General features: G+C 51.2%; 17 protein-coding genes. 7 read left to right on the top strand and 10 right to left on the bottom strand.

All coding sequences use genetic code 11. From position 1 onward, the window contains the following. Positions 1-4: 4 nt before the first annotated feature. The 4 genes from trmD to ffh form a co-directional block, all read right to left on the bottom strand. A complete protein-coding gene (trmD, locus tag H6750_18200; protein MCB9776239.1) occupies positions 5-769 on the bottom strand; it encodes a tRNA (guanosine(37)-N1)-methyltransferase TrmD in 765 nt (254 codons plus the stop codon). After that, the gene (rimM, locus tag H6750_18195; protein MCB9776238.1) at positions 759-1,301 is read right to left on the bottom strand and encodes a 16S rRNA processing protein RimM; all 543 of its coding nucleotides are present in this window, start codon (positions 1,299-1,301) and stop codon (positions 759-761) included. The genes trmD and rimM overlap by 11 nt, the downstream gene beginning before the upstream one ends. Before the next feature lie 85 nt (positions 1,302-1,386). Then, the gene (gene rpsP / locus H6750_18190; protein MCB9776237.1) at positions 1,387-1,665 is read right to left on the bottom strand and encodes a 30S ribosomal protein S16; all 279 of its coding nucleotides are present in this window, start codon (positions 1,663-1,665) and stop codon (positions 1,387-1,389) included. Between the two features lie 57 nt (positions 1,666-1,722). Then, positions 1,723-3,114: a signal recognition particle protein gene (gene ffh, locus H6750_18185; protein MCB9776236.1), complete on the bottom strand. Its 1,392-nt coding sequence runs from the start codon at positions 3,112-3,114 to the stop codon at positions 1,723-1,725. 383 nt (positions 3,115-3,497) lie between these two features. Here ffh and H6750_18180 point away from each other — a divergent pair, with 383 nt between their 5' ends. Genes H6750_18180 through H6750_18165 form a run of 4 tightly spaced genes read left to right on the top strand, consistent with a single transcriptional unit; the run spans position 3,498 to position 8,195 of the window. Continuing rightward, positions 3,498-6,461 carry a DUF748 domain-containing protein gene (locus H6750_18180; GenBank protein ID MCB9776235.1) on the top strand — a complete coding sequence of 988 codons (2,964 nt, stop codon included), beginning with the start codon at positions 3,498-3,500 and terminating at the stop codon, positions 6,459-6,461. 40 nt (positions 6,462-6,501) lie between these two features. After that, positions 6,502-7,332, top strand: a complete 831-nt coding sequence (locus H6750_18175; GenBank protein MCB9776234.1) for a DUF1295 domain-containing protein — start codon at positions 6,502-6,504, stop codon at positions 7,330-7,332. An 18-nt stretch (positions 7,333-7,350) separates the two neighbouring features. After that, on the top strand, positions 7,351-7,770 hold the full coding sequence (locus tag H6750_18170) for a hypothetical protein (protein ID MCB9776233.1): 420 nt from the start codon (positions 7,351-7,353) through the stop codon (positions 7,768-7,770). Positions 7,771-7,775: 5 nt separating this feature from the next. After that, positions 7,776-8,195 carry a hypothetical protein gene (locus H6750_18165; protein MCB9776232.1) on the top strand — a complete coding sequence of 140 codons (420 nt, stop codon included), beginning with the start codon at positions 7,776-7,778 and terminating at the stop codon, positions 8,193-8,195. Between the two features lie 129 nt (positions 8,196-8,324). Here H6750_18165 and H6750_18160 read toward each other — a convergent pair whose 3' ends face one another. The 4 genes from H6750_18160 to H6750_18145 all read right to left on the bottom strand — a co-directional run bounded on the left by H6750_18160 (position 8,325) and on the right by H6750_18145 (position 11,870). Then, positions 8,325-9,581: an AmpG family muropeptide MFS transporter gene (locus H6750_18160; protein MCB9776231.1), complete on the bottom strand. Its 1,257-nt coding sequence runs from the start codon at positions 9,579-9,581 to the stop codon at positions 8,325-8,327. Between the two features lie 95 nt (positions 9,582-9,676). After that, a complete protein-coding gene (locus tag H6750_18155; GenBank protein MCB9776230.1) occupies positions 9,677-10,753 on the bottom strand; it encodes an IS630 family transposase in 1,077 nt (358 codons plus the stop codon). 56 nt (positions 10,754-10,809) lie between these two features. Beyond that, positions 10,810-11,370, bottom strand: coding sequence for a YqgE/AlgH family protein (locus H6750_18150; protein MCB9776229.1), 561 nt, complete (start codon positions 11,368-11,370; stop codon positions 10,810-10,812). 227 nt (positions 11,371-11,597) lie between these two features. Beyond that, positions 11,598-11,870, bottom strand: a complete 273-nt coding sequence (locus H6750_18145) for a Fe(2+)-trafficking protein (protein MCB9776228.1) — start codon at positions 11,868-11,870, stop codon at positions 11,598-11,600. 246 nt (positions 11,871-12,116) lie between these two features. Between H6750_18145 and H6750_18140 the strand changes: the two genes are divergently transcribed. After that, the gene (locus H6750_18140) at positions 12,117-13,052 is read left to right on the top strand and encodes a Ppx/GppA family phosphatase (GenBank protein MCB9776227.1); all 936 of its coding nucleotides are present in this window, start codon (positions 12,117-12,119) and stop codon (positions 13,050-13,052) included. A 29-nt stretch (positions 13,053-13,081) separates the two neighbouring features. On the opposite strand, the gene H6750_18135 is transcribed toward H6750_18140, so the two are convergent. Next, entirely contained in the window at positions 13,082-14,599 is a 1,518-nt protein-coding gene (locus H6750_18135) for a class I SAM-dependent methyltransferase (GenBank protein ID MCB9776226.1), read from the bottom strand. A gap of 130 nt (positions 14,600-14,729) precedes the next feature. Next, positions 14,730-15,329 (bottom strand): class I SAM-dependent methyltransferase, encoded by a 600-nt coding sequence (locus H6750_18130; protein ID MCB9776225.1) that lies wholly within the window; start codon positions 15,327-15,329, stop codon positions 14,730-14,732. Between the two features lie 232 nt (positions 15,330-15,561). On the opposite strand from H6750_18130, the gene H6750_18125 reads away from it, so the two are divergent. After that, a complete protein-coding gene (locus H6750_18125) occupies positions 15,562-16,041 on the top strand; it encodes a hypothetical protein (protein ID MCB9776224.1) in 480 nt (159 codons plus the stop codon). Positions 16,042-16,280: 239 nt separating this feature from the next. Continuing rightward, positions 16,281-17,066: a hypothetical protein gene (locus H6750_18120; GenBank protein MCB9776223.1), complete on the top strand. Its 786-nt coding sequence runs from the start codon at positions 16,281-16,283 to the stop codon at positions 17,064-17,066. The last annotated feature ends 417 nt before the right edge of the window (positions 17,067-17,483 follow it).

The raw sequence follows: 17,483 nt of genomic DNA, 5'->3' as shown, positions 1-17,483 counted from the left end.
TCCTTCAAGGTCTCGTCGTACGACCGGACGTCGAGGTATAGTTGTGTTCAATCTCTTCCAATAATTCACGATCTTCACTACTCCAAGTATGATGATTTAACAAATCCGGCCGTTTCAGCAGCGTCTGGCGTAAGGATTCTTTTCGACGCCAACGGCGAATGGCTTCATGGTTGCCGGACATCAAAATGTCAGGAACTGACATGCCTCGAATTTCAACGGGTTTCGTGAAATGAGGAAAGTCTAATAGGGATTCCACAAAGGACTCTCGCTGAGCAGAATGTGGGTCCCCTAATACTCCGGGTATGAGACGCATGGCCGCATCGATCATCACGAGTGCGGCCAACTCACCACCGGTCAGCACATAATCCCCAAGGGAAATTTCTTCAACCCGCAAATGGGTTCGCACGCGTTCGTCTATTCCCTCATAGTGCCCACAAATAAATAGCAACGGGCGAGTCTCCTGGCTCAGGTCATTCGCAAGTCCATGGGAAAACCTGATGCCCTGTGGAGAAGGGATAATGATGCGTATTTCATTGAGTTCCTGTGTTAGCCGGTCAATGGCTTGAAAAATCGGTTCGGCCTTCATGACCATCCCGCCGCCACCTCCGTAGGGCGTATCATCCGCCGTCCGATGTGGATCATGGGTATAGTCCCGAATGTTGTGGACATTGAGTGTGAGCAGGCCCTTATCCTGGGCGCGTTTCATGATGCTCTGTGAGCTCACAGAGTGAATCAACTCGGGAAATAATGTCAAAATGTCACAACGCATACGTGGTATCCCACCATTCACGCGAGGTTAACCGCAAAACCTTATGGGGGAGGTCTACCAGGGCAATAGTTCGCCGACTGGCAGGGACCAGAATTTCGCGATCCTCATTTCGAATCACAAACACATGATGTTGGGGATATTCCAGCACTTCCTCTAATGTTCCTATGGAATGTCCTTCGGCATCTTCAACCCTGAGCCCGATTAATTCAAACTGATAATATGTATCAGTGTCCCTGGGTAGGTTCTGATTCTCTGGAATCTTAATCCAGGCCCCTCGGTACAAGGCAGCGGTTTCCGGTGTCGAAAACGCTGAAAGACCTAAAATCACACCCTGGTTGATCTGCCGGACCGAGGTCACCAGGGTTTCCACAACCCTTTCATCTGGAAGGGCCAGTGTCACTGTTTCTAATCCCTCAAACCGGCCGGGAACATCCGAAAGCGATTCAATCCGTACTTCCCCATGGACGCCGAACGGCTTGAGAATCCGGCCAATGGTTACCATGGGAGACCGTGATGGCTCAGAAGCATCCATAATTTAGCCAATATACGGTGGCATCCTAAAATGCAGGATACATACAATAGGGCTATACCTCACCCATTACCCTGACATGCCGGGATTATTTTGCTGGGGCTTGTTTGGATTCCCGAAAGGCCTTCCAGATACCGGTTTGTCGTAATAAACCCCTGACGGAATCAGTGGGCTGAGCCCCATTTTGAAGCCAATTCAACACCCGATCTTCTTTGAACGACGCCTTATCGCTTGCCTTGAGGGGGTCATAGGTCCCGATAACCTCAATGAACCGACCGTCCCGCGGCATGCGGGCATCGGCTGCCACTACTCGATAAAATGGCCGTTTATGCCGGCCCACGCGTGTAAGTCGCAAATGTACTGCCACTGGCAATCTCCTCTGTCGTGAATATGAATGAATGAAAAAGCTCAGGGAGACTTGAATTTATTGCCTGGCATGGATAGCCCGGCGGATCAGCTTCCCGCGCTTTTTTCCTTTTCCCAACCCCATTTGCCCTCCGACCAGGGACTTCATCATGCGTCGGGCATCCAAAAATTGCTTTATGAGCCGATTGACCTCTTGAACGGATGTTCCGCTGCCTTTGGCCACCCTCTTCTTTCGATTCCCATTTAAAATCGTATGATCCCGTCTTTCGCGCGGGGTCATCGAGTCGATAATGGCCACAACCCGTTTCATTTCTTTTTCGGGTAGCTGAGCATTCCCGGCTGCGCCTGGCCCCATCATCGTTTTAATCTTTTGCCCGCCCGGAAGCATGTCTAAAATCTGATCGAATGACCCTAATTTATTCACCTGTTTGATCTGATCACGAAAATCTTCCAACGTCAGGGTATTAGTCGAAACCTTTTTTTGCAATGCGACCGCTTGTTCCTGGGAAAAATTTTCCTGGGCTTTCTCGATCAAGGTCAGCACATCACCCATACCGAGAATACGGGAGGCCATCCGGTCTGGGTAAAAGGGCTCTAACGCATCCAGCTTTTCCCCGATTCCTAGGAATTTAATGGGTTTTCCTGTTGCCGCCCGGATGGATAGCACCGCTCCGCCGCGGGCATCGCCCTCGACCTTTGTTAAAATGACGCCAGTGAGACCGAGAACCTGATTAAAGCGTTCGGCAACAGCAACCGCTTCCTGACCGGTCATGGAGTCGGCGATTAGCAAGACTTCTTGTGGCTTAACGCCCGTCTGAATATCGACTAATTCCTGCATCAATTCTTCATCGATTTGCAGTCGACCGCCGGTATCTAAGAGCACCACATCGTAGCCGTGATCACGTCCGCGGGCGACTCCATCCCGACAGGTTTGAACGGCCTGGGCGCCAGATTGACCCTCGTTGGTGCCACGATGGACTGGAATATCCAGGTCGGTCCCCAGTGAGGTCAACTGATCTCCTGCCGCAGGGCGACGGGGATCTGCCGCGACCAGCAAGACCCGCTTGCCTTCATTTTTAAAATAATGAGCGAGTTTCCCGGTGGTGGTGGTCTTGCCTGAGCCTTGCAATCCGACCATCATGATGACGGTAGGAGGCTGTGATGAGAGATGGAGGGCGCTTTGTTCATGTCCGAGAAGGTCCCTAAGTTCCTCCCAGACAACTTTCACGACTTGATGGGCGGGCGTGAGACTTTTCAGGACTTCCTGCCCGACGGCTTTTATACGAACCTTCTCAATAAAGTCTTTAACAATTTTGAAATTGACGTCGGCTTCTAACAGTGCCAGGCGCACCTCTTTCAAGGCATCGGTTATATTTTGTTCAGTTAGAACGGCCTGGCCGCGTAACTGTTTGAAAACTTTTTCGATTTTCTCTGTCAGCGTGGTAAACATGAAAAGGGATCCAATGGAAAATACACCATTTTAAGCAAACCCAAGACAATAGTGAACAAACGTCAGGCATGTCAAGTTGGGTGCAACCTTTTGGTTAGGCAAAACCTGAATGGTATCCACCTGAAATCTTTTGGATTCAGGAGCTTTGCGTCACGACCGTGATGAGCGCGCAGGCCCTCGATCAAAATCAATTTTTGTGGGCGGGGATTGTGGAGAGCCAGGCAGCGTGGACCAGACTAGCTCTCAAAGAATCGGGCCGTTATCATAAAACGACACGTTCAGCCGTTTGAGTTTACCTTGAGTGGTTCGCGTCAAATTTTAACCGTGTTTCATTGTCGTATCTTTCCCATTCCATTTTCTTTCATGCGTAGAAACCCCAGATCATGAAAAAAAGTGGCAAAATTCTTTTTTTTATTTTTCTTGGCTTGTTCCTTCTCTATATTTTTGTGGGTTACCTGGTGGTTCCCTGGGCCATTACCACGAAGGTTCCACCCATGCTTTCAGAGCAACTCGGTCGGCCGGTGGTCATTCAGGAAGTCCGGTTCAATCCCTTTCTATTTAAGCTGCAGATAAATGGATTTGATGTTCAGGAACCTGATGGCTCTCCGTTACTCGGATTTGGGGAGTTGTTTATCGATTTCGAACCGGCCGCTTCCCTGGTCAAGCGAGCCTACGCTTTTGCGGAAATTCGGTTGGGGCTGCCGTATGGATTGGCATGGGTTCGCGCCGACGGGTCCTTGAATCTCGCGGCATTAGGCTCTTCCCCGGATTCTCAGGATGTCCCACCCGAGGCTCTATCTGAGGAAACCTCATCACCAGAATCAACAGAATTGCCGTCGATTCTCATCGAACAACTTTCCATTCAACAGGGAATGTTGGAATTTCGGGATTATTCCCGTCCGACTCCATTTGTGGCGCATTTCGTGCCAATTAATCTCACGCTGGAACAGTTTAGTACGCAAAAAGGTCAGGCGAATTCCTATGCACTCTCAGCCGAACGCAGTGCAGGTGAAAAAATTAACTGGGAAGGGACGGTTACCCTGGAACCCTTTCAGTCCGAAGGGCGCTTGGTTTTTGAAGATTACCAATTGCCCAGACTATGGACTTATGCTCAGGATCTGGTTCGATTTGAGATTCCTCAAGGACAGATAACGATGAAGGGACATTATCGAATGTCTACGACGGATCAGGGATTGAATGTCCTGGTCGATGGAGGGAGCCTGACGATTCATGATTTACAGATTCAGGAGAAGGGGACCCTCTCCCCCGTGATCACGATGCCCCTCTTTGAAGTCAACGGCGTCTCGGTTGATGTGGCCAAGCAGGACGTTCAAATTCCTTCGATACAGTCTCGCGACGCTCATTTTACCGGGTGGGTCGGGAAGGATGGAGTGGTCAATTATCAGGAGTTGTTTTCACCTGTGGCATTGGAAAGTCAGACAGCTCCTGAACCGGAAACCGCCCCGGCCAATCCCTGGAATATGGTCATTGAGGATATGGCCTTGGATAACTTCACGATTGATTTCGAGGACCGCCAACCCGAAGATCCTGTCAAGCTGCTATTGAACACCATTCATTTTCACACCTCGAACGTGTCCTTGGATTTGGATCGACCTCTTCCTCTCGATCTCTCGTTTCAGGTCAATCAAACTGGACAGGCCACATTACAAGGCATATTAGAGGTAGATCCTTTGACCATTGAACTGGACGTGTCCTTGAAAGATATTGCCCTTCAGCCGTTTCAACCGTACATGGCTTCCTTTGTTCAATTTGATGTCGGAGACGGGGCGCTCACGCTGCAAGGGAAAACCCATTATCAGACGAGGGCCAAGACACAACCAATGCTGACGTTTCAGGGAGGGATGGCAGTTGCTAATTTGGCGCTTGACGATCCCATGCAGGACGCACCCTTCTTGACGTGGGATGCGTTTGTGCTGAAGGAGTTGGATCTTCAGATTGAACCCACCTCAGTGAATCTTCGTGACATCGGACTGACAAATCCCACGCTCACATTGTTGATTGATGCGGATGGAGGGATGAACCTCAAGCGGTTGTTTTCACCACCAGGATCCGTGTCCCCAAAAGAGTCTGCCTCAGATGAAAATCCAGCAGAAGCAGACATTTCCGGAGAGCCACCGACTCCGGTCAAAATTGGAGCCGTCACACTTACCAATCTCCTGGCTCGCTTTACGGATCAATCAATTTCCCCCAATGTCGTCACTGAAATTGAGGGGCTGACCGGCACCATTAAAGGACTCTCCTCGGAACAATTAGCCAAAGCCGATGTCGCGTTAGAAGGGACGGTAGACCAATATGCTCCATTCAAAATTGCGGGGCAAATTAATCCTTTGAGTGAAGAGGCCTATACGGATGTGACCGTCACCTTCAACAATCTTGATCTCCCCACCGTCTCTCCTTATTCGGCCCATTATGTCGGGTATCCCATTACGAAGGGGAAGCTGTCGTTGGATCTTGACTATAAAGTTTCTGAAAAGACTCTCGTTGGTGAAAATAAGGTGTTGATTGATCAATTGACTATGGGTGAGAAAGTCGAAAGTCCGGATGCGACGTCGTTGCCGATTCCTCTTGCCGTGGCCTTACTGAAAGACCGCAAAGGACAGATCGATATCGATTTGCCGGTTCGCGGGAATTTGGACGACCCGGATTTTAGTTATGGAGGAGTGATCTGGAATGCCCTGGGAAATCTTCTGACGAAAGTTGCGACATCTCCTTTTGCCATGGTCGGAGGATTGGTGGGTGGCAGCGGTGATGATCTGCAATATGTGGCCTTTCCCGCGGGTAATGCCCAGTTGTCTCCTGCTGAGCAGGAAAAGCTGCATACCCTTGGTCAAGCGCTGGGCGATCGTCCTGCCTTACGACTGGATATCGCCGGGGCTGCCGATCCTCAGGTCGATCGCGAGGGTTTGGCCGCCAGGGAATTTCGGAAACAACTGCAACAGCGAAAATTCGTTCAGGGTTCCTCCTCCGCGAGGGAGGGGATGTCTTTGGATAAGATTGAACTCAGTCCAGAGGAGGAAGGGCGCTTGCTCGCAGAGGTGTATGCCGAGCAATTTGGAGCGCCACCTAATACCCCGGCTTCTTCTCCGGAAGGGAAGGCTCCGGACATCCCTTCACCTGAGCAGATGAGATCCCAATTGCTTGAATCGATCAAAGTGGAGGATGAGCAGCTTCGTCTCCTGGCTCAGCAACGGGCTCAAGGCATTCGAGAATTTCTCATCCAGGAGGGGAAGGTATCCGGTGACCGGGTGTTTCTCCTCGAACCAAACTTAAGTCCCGTCACGGAAGAGCAAACCGTTCGGAGTCCTTTGGCCTTAGCCGCGAATTGAGTCCCTTTTCAAAGATCTTCATGGTCGTGCTGTTGACCGTGTGTTTTCCGGATCTCAGGTGAATCCGCTTTCCTGGCATATGCTCACGCTTCCGCATGTGTCTCAGATGGTCGGTCTCCTCCTGATGCTCTTCGTTGCCTTGTGGCTGGTACATTTACGAGTGGGCAATGCATCATTCGCCGATGTAGGATTTTGCTTGGGATTTGGCCTTGTCATTGCTATTTGCGGACTGGAGGCTGAAGGCAGCCCATGGCGACGGGTTCTTGTTGTGGGCATGGGGAGTGCGTATGCCTGCCGGTTGGGCTGGCACCTGTGGAAGAATCGCATTTGGGGAAGGTCGGAAGATCCCCGGTATATAACTCTTCGGGCAGTGCTGGGCAAATGGGAATCGGTCGGAATTTTGGGGTACTTCATACTGCAAGTTCCTGCTTGTCTGTTCTTTGGATTTCTCCTGTGCTGGATTATGGGCCATTCTGAATCCGCGCTAAGAGGCTGGGATCTTTTGGGCCTCGGAATCTTTTTGCTAGCCTTCTTTGGAGAGGCTCTTGCGGATATTCAACTTGAACGGTTCCGATCCGATCCGACTAATCAGGGCAAGGTCTTACAGACGGGGTTGTGGCGGTTTTCCCGTCATCCTAATTATTTTTTTGAAATCCTACAGTGGTGTGCGTATATTCCCTTGGCAGTTGGACTGACGGGGGCATGGATGGCGATTCTGTGGCCTGTGCTCATGATGTGGTCCCTCTTATGGGTGACGGGAGTGCCCTGGGCCGAGGCTCAGGCTCTGACCAGCCGAGGGGAAGCGTATCGCCGATATCAACACACCACTAATAAATTGTTTCCCTGGCTGCCTCGAGGGAACAGCTCATAAAGAGGAGGAGAACGAACTATGTTGCGGGAATCTCAAGCCGGTTTCAGCCATTTTTGGAGAAATCCAAAAGGAGTCCTTCTTTTGGCCGGCCTTCTGGTTTTGGTGAGCATGGTAAGTGGTTGTGCCTTTGTCCGGGGAGAAGTGGGTGAGCCTTTTCCGGAGGATCGGATTGAGACCATTGAGAAAGGCATAACAAATAGACAGGAAGTAGCTCAACAATTTGGGGCCCCCGATGACATTGTCCAGGCAAACGGCTATGAGATTTTTCACTACCGCCGGTTTGACAGCAAGTTGGGATGGCTGCTGTTTCTGTCCCGTCTGAATATTGGCAGTGATCATCTCTGGGTATTTTTTAATTCCCAAGGGATAGTGGATGACGTGGTGTTTGGCAATCGGACCAAAAATGTGGAATTTCAAATCTGGCCGTTCGGAGAGTAGGCAAGATGGTCTGGGTCCTAGGAAAAACCGGAATCCTTGGCATCCTGGTGGTTCTTGTCCTGGCCGGCTGTGACTTTCGTCGTGTAGTGGTCAATGATCCATTGGTTGCCGACTCTTTCGACGAGTTGGTGCCAGGGAAAAGCACGATTCGGGATGTGGCCGGAAAATTAGGCGCGCCTGATGAAATTGAGGAAGGGGCAGGCGGAATGGTTTTTCGTTATCGATATGGCGATAGCAGGACGATGCGGATAAATTTCGGATGGATATTCCGTGTATTTTTTCCTGTCGCGCCATCCATGAATCTAGGAAAAGGTGAAGGGGTCACCTATATTTTACATGTGGCGTTGCGACCGGATTTAACCTTTGATCATTCAGTCATTCAGCCCCCACCCGATACCCCTCATTTCTGGTTTTGGCCATTTTAACTGTCTGTAGGTGCATGGGAACTATCAGGAAATGTTTCACCTTCATTTGGAAATAAGGGGATGTGGTCGTCCTGGGTTGTCTCAACTCCATCTTTGCCGGCTCAACAAGGTTTATTGGCTGGGGATGGATTAGTGGCGTTCTTCCAGGCGCCGGAGATAAGGAATAAGAAATAAGCCGGGCAGGGCAATGAAGGTACACAGAAGAAAAAATCCTTCCCATCCCAACCAGGTGGCCAGAATCCCGGTGGTGGAGCCGGCAAAGACCCGTGGAATGCCCATGAAGCTGGTCAACAGGGCATATTGTGTGGCAGTAAACCGCTTGTTGGTGAGACTGGCCATAAAGGCCACGAACGCGGTTTGTCCCAGACCACTGGAAATGGTTTCAAAGGCAATGACGGCGGTCAGGGTCGGGAGGTGATTGCCCGTATAGGCCAGAATGACAAATCCTGCCGTTGAAATCATTTGCAGGAAACCCAGAATAAACAGGGATGGCACAATACCCAGGCGGTAGACCACCAGCCCACCAATCAATCCTCCCGCCATCAAGGCAATCATGCCAAAAACCTTGACGATCATCGCATAGTCGGTTTTTGAGACGCCGAGATCCACCATAAATGGAGAGAGCATTTCTGACGCCATACTATCGCCGACCTTATACAGCAGGATGAACAACAGCATCATGAGCGCGCCCGGACGGGAAAAAAACTCCAGAAATGGACCTGTGATGGCTTCCTGCCATGATGCTGGTGGTGGGGCGGGAATGGTGGGTTCCGGGGCAAACCATGTCGTGAGAATGCCGATCATCATCATGGCGCCCATGATGAAATAGACCGCATTCCAGGGAAGGCTCTCCTGATCTGCCAGAAATAAGGCCAACGCTCCAGCGACCAACATTCCCAAGCGATAGCCATAAATAAACATGGACGATCCAATGCCGAGTTCCTCGTCAGAGAGGCATTCACGGCGATAGGCATCCAGGACGATATCCTGGCTGGCGCTAAAAAACGCCACAAGGACACACAAGACCGCGAGGGTTGATAAATGAATTGCCGGTTGAGTCAACGCGAGCGAGGCGATGGTGATCATCAACGCTATCTGAGTGCCCAGCATCCACCCTCGTCGTCTTCCCAGAGCAGACGATACGAGTCGGTCCATCACGGGAGCCCAGAGAAATTTGAGCGTATAGGGGAGGCCGACTAATCCGAAAAATCCGATGGTGGTTAAATCGAGCCCTTCTTCCCGCATCCAGAATTTGAGGGTCGAACCAATGAGCAGAAGAGGAAGGCCGGAAGAGAAGCCGGTCAAAAGCATGACCAGCATTTTGGGACTGACAAGAAGAAGACAGAAATTTTTGAGCCAATGACCTGGCTCGGTCTGCGTGGTCATACACCAGACCTTATCAAAGAAATGGGCTTAGGTCTTGTTGAAGCCGGAGGTTTCTTGGAGATGAGGGTGCCGTCGAGCCGGGGAAGGGGCTAGTGTTATGTAACTAACGCTTCTTTACAATGCTTGATCTTGGCAAGGATCGTGTCTGCATCCTTATGCCAGGTGAAAATTTTGGGGTTCTCATTATGATGGCGCAGAAAGTCTTCAATGGCGGCAATGAGGTCTGGCACGCTTTTGAACACCCCGCGTCGAAGCCGGCGTTGCGTCAGCTCTCGAAACCACCGCTCAACCATATTCAGCCACGACGCGCTCGTGGGAGTGAAATGGAAGTGCACGCGCGGATGTCGCTTGAGCCAGCGTTGCACAGCTGGACTTTTATGGGTGCTGTAATTGTCCACGATGAGATGCAGATCCAGCGCAGGAGGCGTGGCATGGTCGATGGTCTTCAGAAACCTGATAAACTCTTGACTCCGGTGGCGGGGTAAACACTCCCCGATGACCGTGCCATCAAGCATATTGAGGGCGGCAAAAAGGGTCGTCGTCCCATGTCGTTTATAATCATGCGTCATCGTGCCGCAGCGTCCCCGTTTCATAGGCAAGCCCGGCTGCGTACGATCCAGGGCTTGGATTTGACTTTTTTCATCCACGGACAGCACCAGGGCCCGTTCGGGTGGCTTCAGATATAACCCAACAATATCCCGAATCTTTTCGACAAACCGGTCGTCTGTGGAGATTTTGAACGTCTCCACCCGATGGGGCTGCAGGCCATGGTGTTTCCAGATGCGTTGGATCGCGACATGCGACAGCCCGGTTTGCTTCGCCAACGTGCGCGTACTCCAATGGGTCGCTCCTTTCGGTTGACGATGCAAGGTGAGCTCGATCACTTCGCGCACAGTTTCCTCCGAAATCTTCGGTTTGCGTCCGGGCCGTTGCCAATCTTTCAGGAGTCCCGGATAACCAAACCGCTCAAATCGCGTGCGCCACAATAACACGGTGGGGCGAGTCGTCTGCATCTCTTTGGCAATCCGGTTGTTCGACAGTCCACGGGCGGCAAGTAAAACGATCTTCGCTCGCAACGCCACCTTCTGCGGGGTTTTTCCTGCCCGGACAAGATCTTCCAAACGCTTCTTTTGCTTAGCGTCACACGGGAGGGCTGTCGCGGCGGTAAACATGCCGCAACAGTACCATGCTTCCCTGTCAGTTGTATAGCCATATATGTAACACTACACTAGTTTAAATTTGGATCAACGGGCATATGCGCATACATCGTATATTGATCTCCGAAGGATCGGATGACCTCGCCCCATAAGTCCTGGGAATCCTCATCGAAGACGAGGTGAGGTTGTGCAGGCATGGTGAGCCATGAGCCACTTTCCATTTCCGTCTCCAATTGTCCTGGTCCCCAGCCCGAATAGCCCATATATGCCCGAAACGATTCGTGCTCACCGGGAACTTCAAGAATACGCTCCAGCGTCTCCATATTTCCGCCGAGATACACGCCGTCAAGCACCGCATGAGTATCTTCAATTTCCTCATTTAGACGGTACAAGACGAGTAAGCTATTTTTCTGAACAGGCCCCCCGGAATAGACCCGATGTTCCTGCCCTTCGAGCACTGGAACTTGTGGCAGGACCTCGGCAATATTCATCTCGGTCGGACGATTCACGACCACCCCCAGGGCCCCTTCCGGTCCATGCTCGCAAAGCAGCACGACCGTTTGACGGAAATTGGGGTCGCGCAAAGCCGGAGTAGCGATGAGGAAAACCCCCTTGCCTAATGGTGTGTCCATACACTCATCCTAACGTGCCACAGGAAATCCATCAAGAGGCATTTCCCGTGAGAAAATCATTCATGGTCGTAGCAGTACCATCGGAAAACTGACCCAATCCCAACTCTCCTCAAGCAAGGCTGCACGATGAATCCCTCCGGCTCTGCCAAACAAGGCTGGAGAAGTCCTGCGTAAAAAAGAAGCCTTAATCCGAACGCCTCAGAAATCTGGTAGGAAATTTTGATAGATTAATGGCGGTAATCTTTAAATTCGCCCGTCGTATCATCCAATTTCAAAAAAGTCCGCATCTGTGTCTTCAGGGTTTGCCGGGCATTTTCATCCCCTAAATTCAACTGATACTCATTAATAACCATGGTCTTTGTTCCACCCGGGCCGGCCCATTCATTCCAGCAGGATTGACAGACTTTCTGTTTGATTTCTTCTTCCAGTTTCCCCATAAAAAGATTGTCCGTGATCGGGTCCGCGTCTTTATCGCATTTTCGGCAATGAATTTGCGCCATCCTTTTCTCCTTTGTAAGTGACAGGCCGAAAGTTTAAGGGCATTAATATGAAGTACGATCCAAAATCCTAACACAGAAATCTTGGGTGGGAAAAGAAGTCAGGACGGATTTCAATGTACTGGCCTTTTTGAGTGGCTTTCAGGTATGGATGTCGACCTTAACCTTTCGGTCCCTTTTAATTTTGAACTTGGAAGACCGTGAGGGGGAATTTATGGAGGCCTATCTCAAGATCGGAGAAGCGACAGCATGTTACTCGCAGGAATCGATATTGGCACCTTAACCTGCCGCTTGTTGGTGGCAGAAGTGAATCCACCGGGGGAATTAACCGTTGTTGATGCAGATCGGCGGATCTTACGGCTTGGGGAAGGGGTGGACCAATACAAACGCTTATCACAGGGCGCGATGGATCGCGTTGTGTCCACACTAAAAGATTGGAAAAAAAAGACCGCGAAGTATCCGCTCAACGGAGTAGCAGTCGTGGCGACCAGCGCTGTGCGTGAATCGGAAAACCGCCAAGACTTTCTCGACCTTGTCACTCAAGAAACCGGCTGGGAAGTGGAGATCCTAACGGGAGAAGAAGAAGCCCGGCGAACCTTGTTGGGTATTCGTTTTGGTCTGCCACCTGCCATTGCGAATTTTTTGGGATTGGATATCGGCGGAGGTAGTACCGAATGTATTCTGGCTCAATCTGGAAAGGCTCCGGCCGTTATTTCGTTGGATCTGGGCGTGGTGCGCTTATTGGAACGGGTATTTCGTCTGGATCCGCCCACAGTTCAGGAGATTCACCTGGCTGAAACCTGTATTGATCAGGAGCTGGCCAAGGTGTCGAAATCCTTCGGGACTTTTTCAGGCATCCCGCTGGTCGGGACGGCAGGTTCCGTGACCACACTCGCGGCGATGGCTCAAGGACTGCCGAGATATGAGTCGGCACGTGTCCACAATTACGAGTTAACGTTGTCGACTATCAAAGAGCTGGAGCAGGATCTCCTTACCAAAACCGGTCCGCAGCGCTTGGCCATGCCAGGCCTTGAATCCGGGCGGGAATATGTCATCGTGGCAGGCACGGTGATTCTACGAAGAATCATGGAAATCTTCGGCTTTGACGCATGCCTGGTCAGCGACTTTGGCCTTCGCGAAGGAGTGCTGGTAGATAAAGCCAAAAAAATGAACAATCTGTTTTGAAAAAAGTGGTAACGGAAAAAGACTCAACCCTAACGTTGAGTGTACCAGCGGAAGCCGCCGGATTCTTTAAAGGCCGGTTGTTGCCCGATGCTCATCCCGCCGGGCTTTTCGACCAACAAGACTTTGAAATCCCACAGACCGAACCATGCCGGATCCAAGACGTTATGGTAATGCAGGCCGGTGAGTTTGGGGAGAAGAGCGCCCAGCGCCGTGCCCAATTCTTTTTCGGTATAGGCCCGCACGGAGAAGGGCTTTTCCAATTCACGACAAAATCGCCGTAGGGTATAGGCCGCCCCGGTACATAAGACATTAATGTCCCGTTTCATGCCGAGCAATTGCGGGAGGGTGCAATACTGCTCGCGGAAGCCCAGCCATTTGGCGGCATGACGGAGATGACTGAATTGCACTTCATATTCGGTGTGACCCGGCAATCTGACGGGAGAAGGCCAATCATCTTCGATCCCGAATTCGACCAGGATGGCACGTCCGCCCGGCTTCAGCACGCGCCAGACTTCCTGTAGAAATTGAATGGCGCCGTAATTGAAAATCACTTCGTCGGGAAAGGGTGGCATGAGTGGCAGGCGCATGCGCCTGATAAGGTCCAGGGCTTCCTCATGCAGGGGATTCTCGCCTCGAAACGTGAGGAGTTCGTCTCCGGTAAATTGGATTGGCGTCATGTCGGCAAGATTTTCATTGTCGATCAATAAATCAACGGAACGGTCCGCCAGCGGCATTCGTTCGGCATTGGCTTGAATAGCTGTGGCCGTCCACCCTGCTTGGCGTGCCAGCGACGTTTGGGATCCCAGAAACGGGCCGGTCAGATCCAGAAAGGTGTACTGGATGTCTTTCCGCTCCTCCGCTGAGAGTTCTCCTGCCAGTTCCTTTGAGACATACCCGAGGCCGGCGCCCACTTCCACAATGCGTTTGGGTTTGGGGGAGAGCCAGCCCATTTGCCGTAGGGTTTTGCCGAGCAGTCGCCCATAGGTCAGCCCGTTCATGGCTTCGCAGGGTTCGCGAAATAAATGAGAGACCGTCGTTTCGATGATTTCAAAATGCCCGTGGGGCCCTTGGATCCCTTGGACGTGAAATTTGGACAGATGATCTTCGGTTTCAGCCTGAACGTTTTGATGCCACCCTTCCCGCACCTTTTGCAATAACAAATCCCATTTCGCTTCCGCGCTGTGGCCGCTAGGGGGTTCGGTTCCAAAATAGGCTAACGAAAACCGTGGTTGGGCCCACCGTTCTAAATGCCAGCGACCATTCTGTTGGGTCGGGCTGCAGACCCATTTCCCATACTGATTAAGCAGGGCGCCAATAGTCATACGACCATCCATCGCGCCGAGCAGGGCTGCGCCGAGGCGATTGAGTCGAATCAGGGGTAGCTCTTCATCTAGCGGGGCCACCCACCATTCATCCGGCGCATGCTGGTAAATCACAATATCGGGCATGCGCCATGCCCGTTGATTGAGTATGTCCCCCTCCAAGACCTGAGGGCTGACTCCTGCCCAGGTAGCGGCAGTGGGTTGATCGGCATGGGTTTGGGTCATGAGGGTTGGGTTCCGATTCTAGTCATCATGCACGGACAAAAAGGAAGCTGCCAGGGTACCCCATCGATCCAAAAGGCCGCAACCATTCCAGTACTTTCAGAAGAGGGGAGATACATTAGAGTCTTTGCACTTATTGCTGTGTGGCCTGTAGAGGTTTTTGTGCCAGAATACTGGCAAAGGCTGCATCGCCAGTATCGACTTCTTGATAACGCAACACCCGCAGGCCAGGGAGCAACGTTAATAATTCATTTCGCTCCAGGAGGAAGGTCCGGTTAAATTTTGGGCGATATTGCAAATGATCAACCGTATAGGTTTCGATCAGAGCCACCCCGCCAGGCTTGAGGGCAGCTGTAATTTTTGGGAAGAGATCGCGCTGCAGAAAATAGGTGCAGATAATCACATCGTAGGAACTGGGGGGAATCGTGTATTGTTCCAGGTCGGCCACGACGGTGGTCAGCTTCACCCCTTTCTCGGAAGCGAGGGCGCTGGCTTTTTCGAAACCCGCCTCTGAAATATCGACTCCGGTGACCTGAAAGCCTTTCGTGGCTAAAAAGACTCCGTTGCGTCCTTCGCCCATGGCCAGGTCAAGGGCAGCCCCTTTGGGGAGAAGATCGACATGGTCTTTTAAGAACGGGATAGGGTCCCGTCCGAATAGATAGTTCTCGGTTTCATATTTCTTGTTCCATCGCTCCTTGTCTGCTTCAGCTCCCCACGAGGGGTCAATGGCCATGAATCCAGCAAGGGCGAATGGACCCAGGAGGCCCAGGACAAATATTTTGGAAAGATTTGGGAATAGCTGAAAACGAATCTTCATCATTTGACCTCCACAGCTGTTGAGAGAACCATAGCCGATTCCAGTCAGGGGGCGAAAGAATCCGGCACGTTTCTTGGTGGTCTTTCCTTGTTTCAGTGGGTATTATGGCACCGTTTGGGAGATGAATGAAAATTGTAGGAGAAAACAGATGCCCGCCTATGTTGTTACGTGGATTCACTTATTGGCCGCCATCACTTTCATTGGCGGATGGATGTTTGTTCAGCTCGTTGTCCGACCAAGTTTGACCGAAGGCAAGGCCAAGGTACCGTCGATGGAAGCTCTTGAGATGGCCAAAAAATTTGGCCAACGGTTTAAAATGGTGGGGTGGGTGAGTCTCATGGCGCTGGTCTTTACCGGAGCCTCTCAATTATTGGATGAAAGCGGATCAGCACGTATTGAAACCAGTTGGGGCTTGATCATGATGCTCAAGCTTTTTGTCTTTGCGATTGTTGGAGGATTAATTTTCGTCCACGATCTTATTCTTGATCCCTATGGGGTCTCCGCAAAAAGCAAAAAGACTGAGACGGAGCCACTCCTGTTTTCCGGTAAAGTAGTGTGGGTCCAACGAGCCATCTTGAGTCTGAGCCTGGCCGTCTTGTTCATTGCGGCCTATTTGACGTCTATTTAAATCGTGCCACGTTTTCTCTGGTGCTTCCGGTTTCTGCCAATTTGCCTCTCTGCTGAAAAACCTAATCAGGGGATCGTGAGAGGGTTTTAGTCCACCTAATCCAATCTTTTTCTTTTTCCAAGCCTATGATTCAACCTTGGGAAAGGTGAAGATTTCATGACCTATCACACGTCACCAAGGAGGAGATGATGGCCAAGGCATTCTCTGTTGCGTCATGGAATGTGGAGCATTTCGGGGCGATGAACAAAAATAAGGTGAAGCCGAAAAAACCGGTCGGCCCCATTATCGAATTTCTGGCCCAACAACATGCCGACGTGGTCGCGGTATACGAAGTCGTAGGCTCAACGGTATATGACACCATTGTGACGGTAATGCCGGACTACCAGTTTCATATTACGGAAGGGCCTCAAGCACAGGAAATTCTGATAGGTGTAAAGCGAACCTTCTCGAGTTTTTATACTCAGCGGCTGGAATTTAAATCCGGGGTATCCGTTCTTCGGCCTGGATCCTTGCTGACGATTCAAGTGGATGGGAAACCCTATCCCCTGTTGTTTTTGCATTTAAAAAGTCTGACGGAGCCTCGAGGATTTGGCTTGCGGGACGATCAGACCGAACGGGCGCTCAAATTGCGAAAAGTCCTGGATAAGGCATCGTGCAGTGGGGGGCAGGCGAATTATATTTTTCTGGGGGATCTCAATACGATGGGGATGAATCTGACGTTTAGCACGAAGGATGTCAGTGCAGTCGAGGAAGTCCAACGTCTGCAGAAACGGGTAAAAACCCGGAAGATGCAGGTGCTCGACAAGTCCTATCCGGAGACCTATTGGCCGGGATCGACGTCCTCTTACTCACCTGGCAACCTTGATCACGTCGTGGCAGCGGACCATCTGCGGTTTAAGGCCTTTGGATCAGCCCACATCGATATTCGCGGGTGGCCGCAAGAAACGACTCCCGAGAAACGAGATGCCTGGACCAGAAAATATTCCGACCATGCGCTTCTGTATTTCGAAGTGCAAAAAGTGTAGAGCCTTCTGTTGTCACATTCCGGGCTTTCCGCCGGTTGCCGAAGGGTTCGTGTGTGCTTTCTTGCAGGTTTCTCTCCTTCATTCCCAACCAGTGGTACAATACCCAAAAGCTTCAGAAATCATACGAACGCCACATTTCAGGATCGAACCTCTCGCTCACGGGAAAGCGGCACTTGGGTGAGAATCCTCGTGCAAAATAGGTCCGGAGGTTGAATTGTTGTTGATTAACGGGAAAAGGCCATAACCGGTCTATGACCCGGGATCAGATCATTGGCCAACTCCGTGAGAGGATTGTGGCATTTGCGACATCTCGTGGGTCAAGGGATGTGGCTGAAGATTTGGCTCAAGAGGTTCTTCTGGTCTTGCACAAGAAATATCCTCAAGTCACGGGATTAACCGAGCTGGTTCCTCTGACCT

Source organism: Nitrospiraceae bacterium, assembly GCA_020632595.1.
Taxonomy (GTDB): Bacteria; Nitrospirota; Nitrospiria; order Nitrospirales; family UBA8639; genus Nitrospira_E.
Note: the sequence above shows the minus strand (reverse complement) of the source record. Positions and strands in the feature narration are given on the sequence as shown.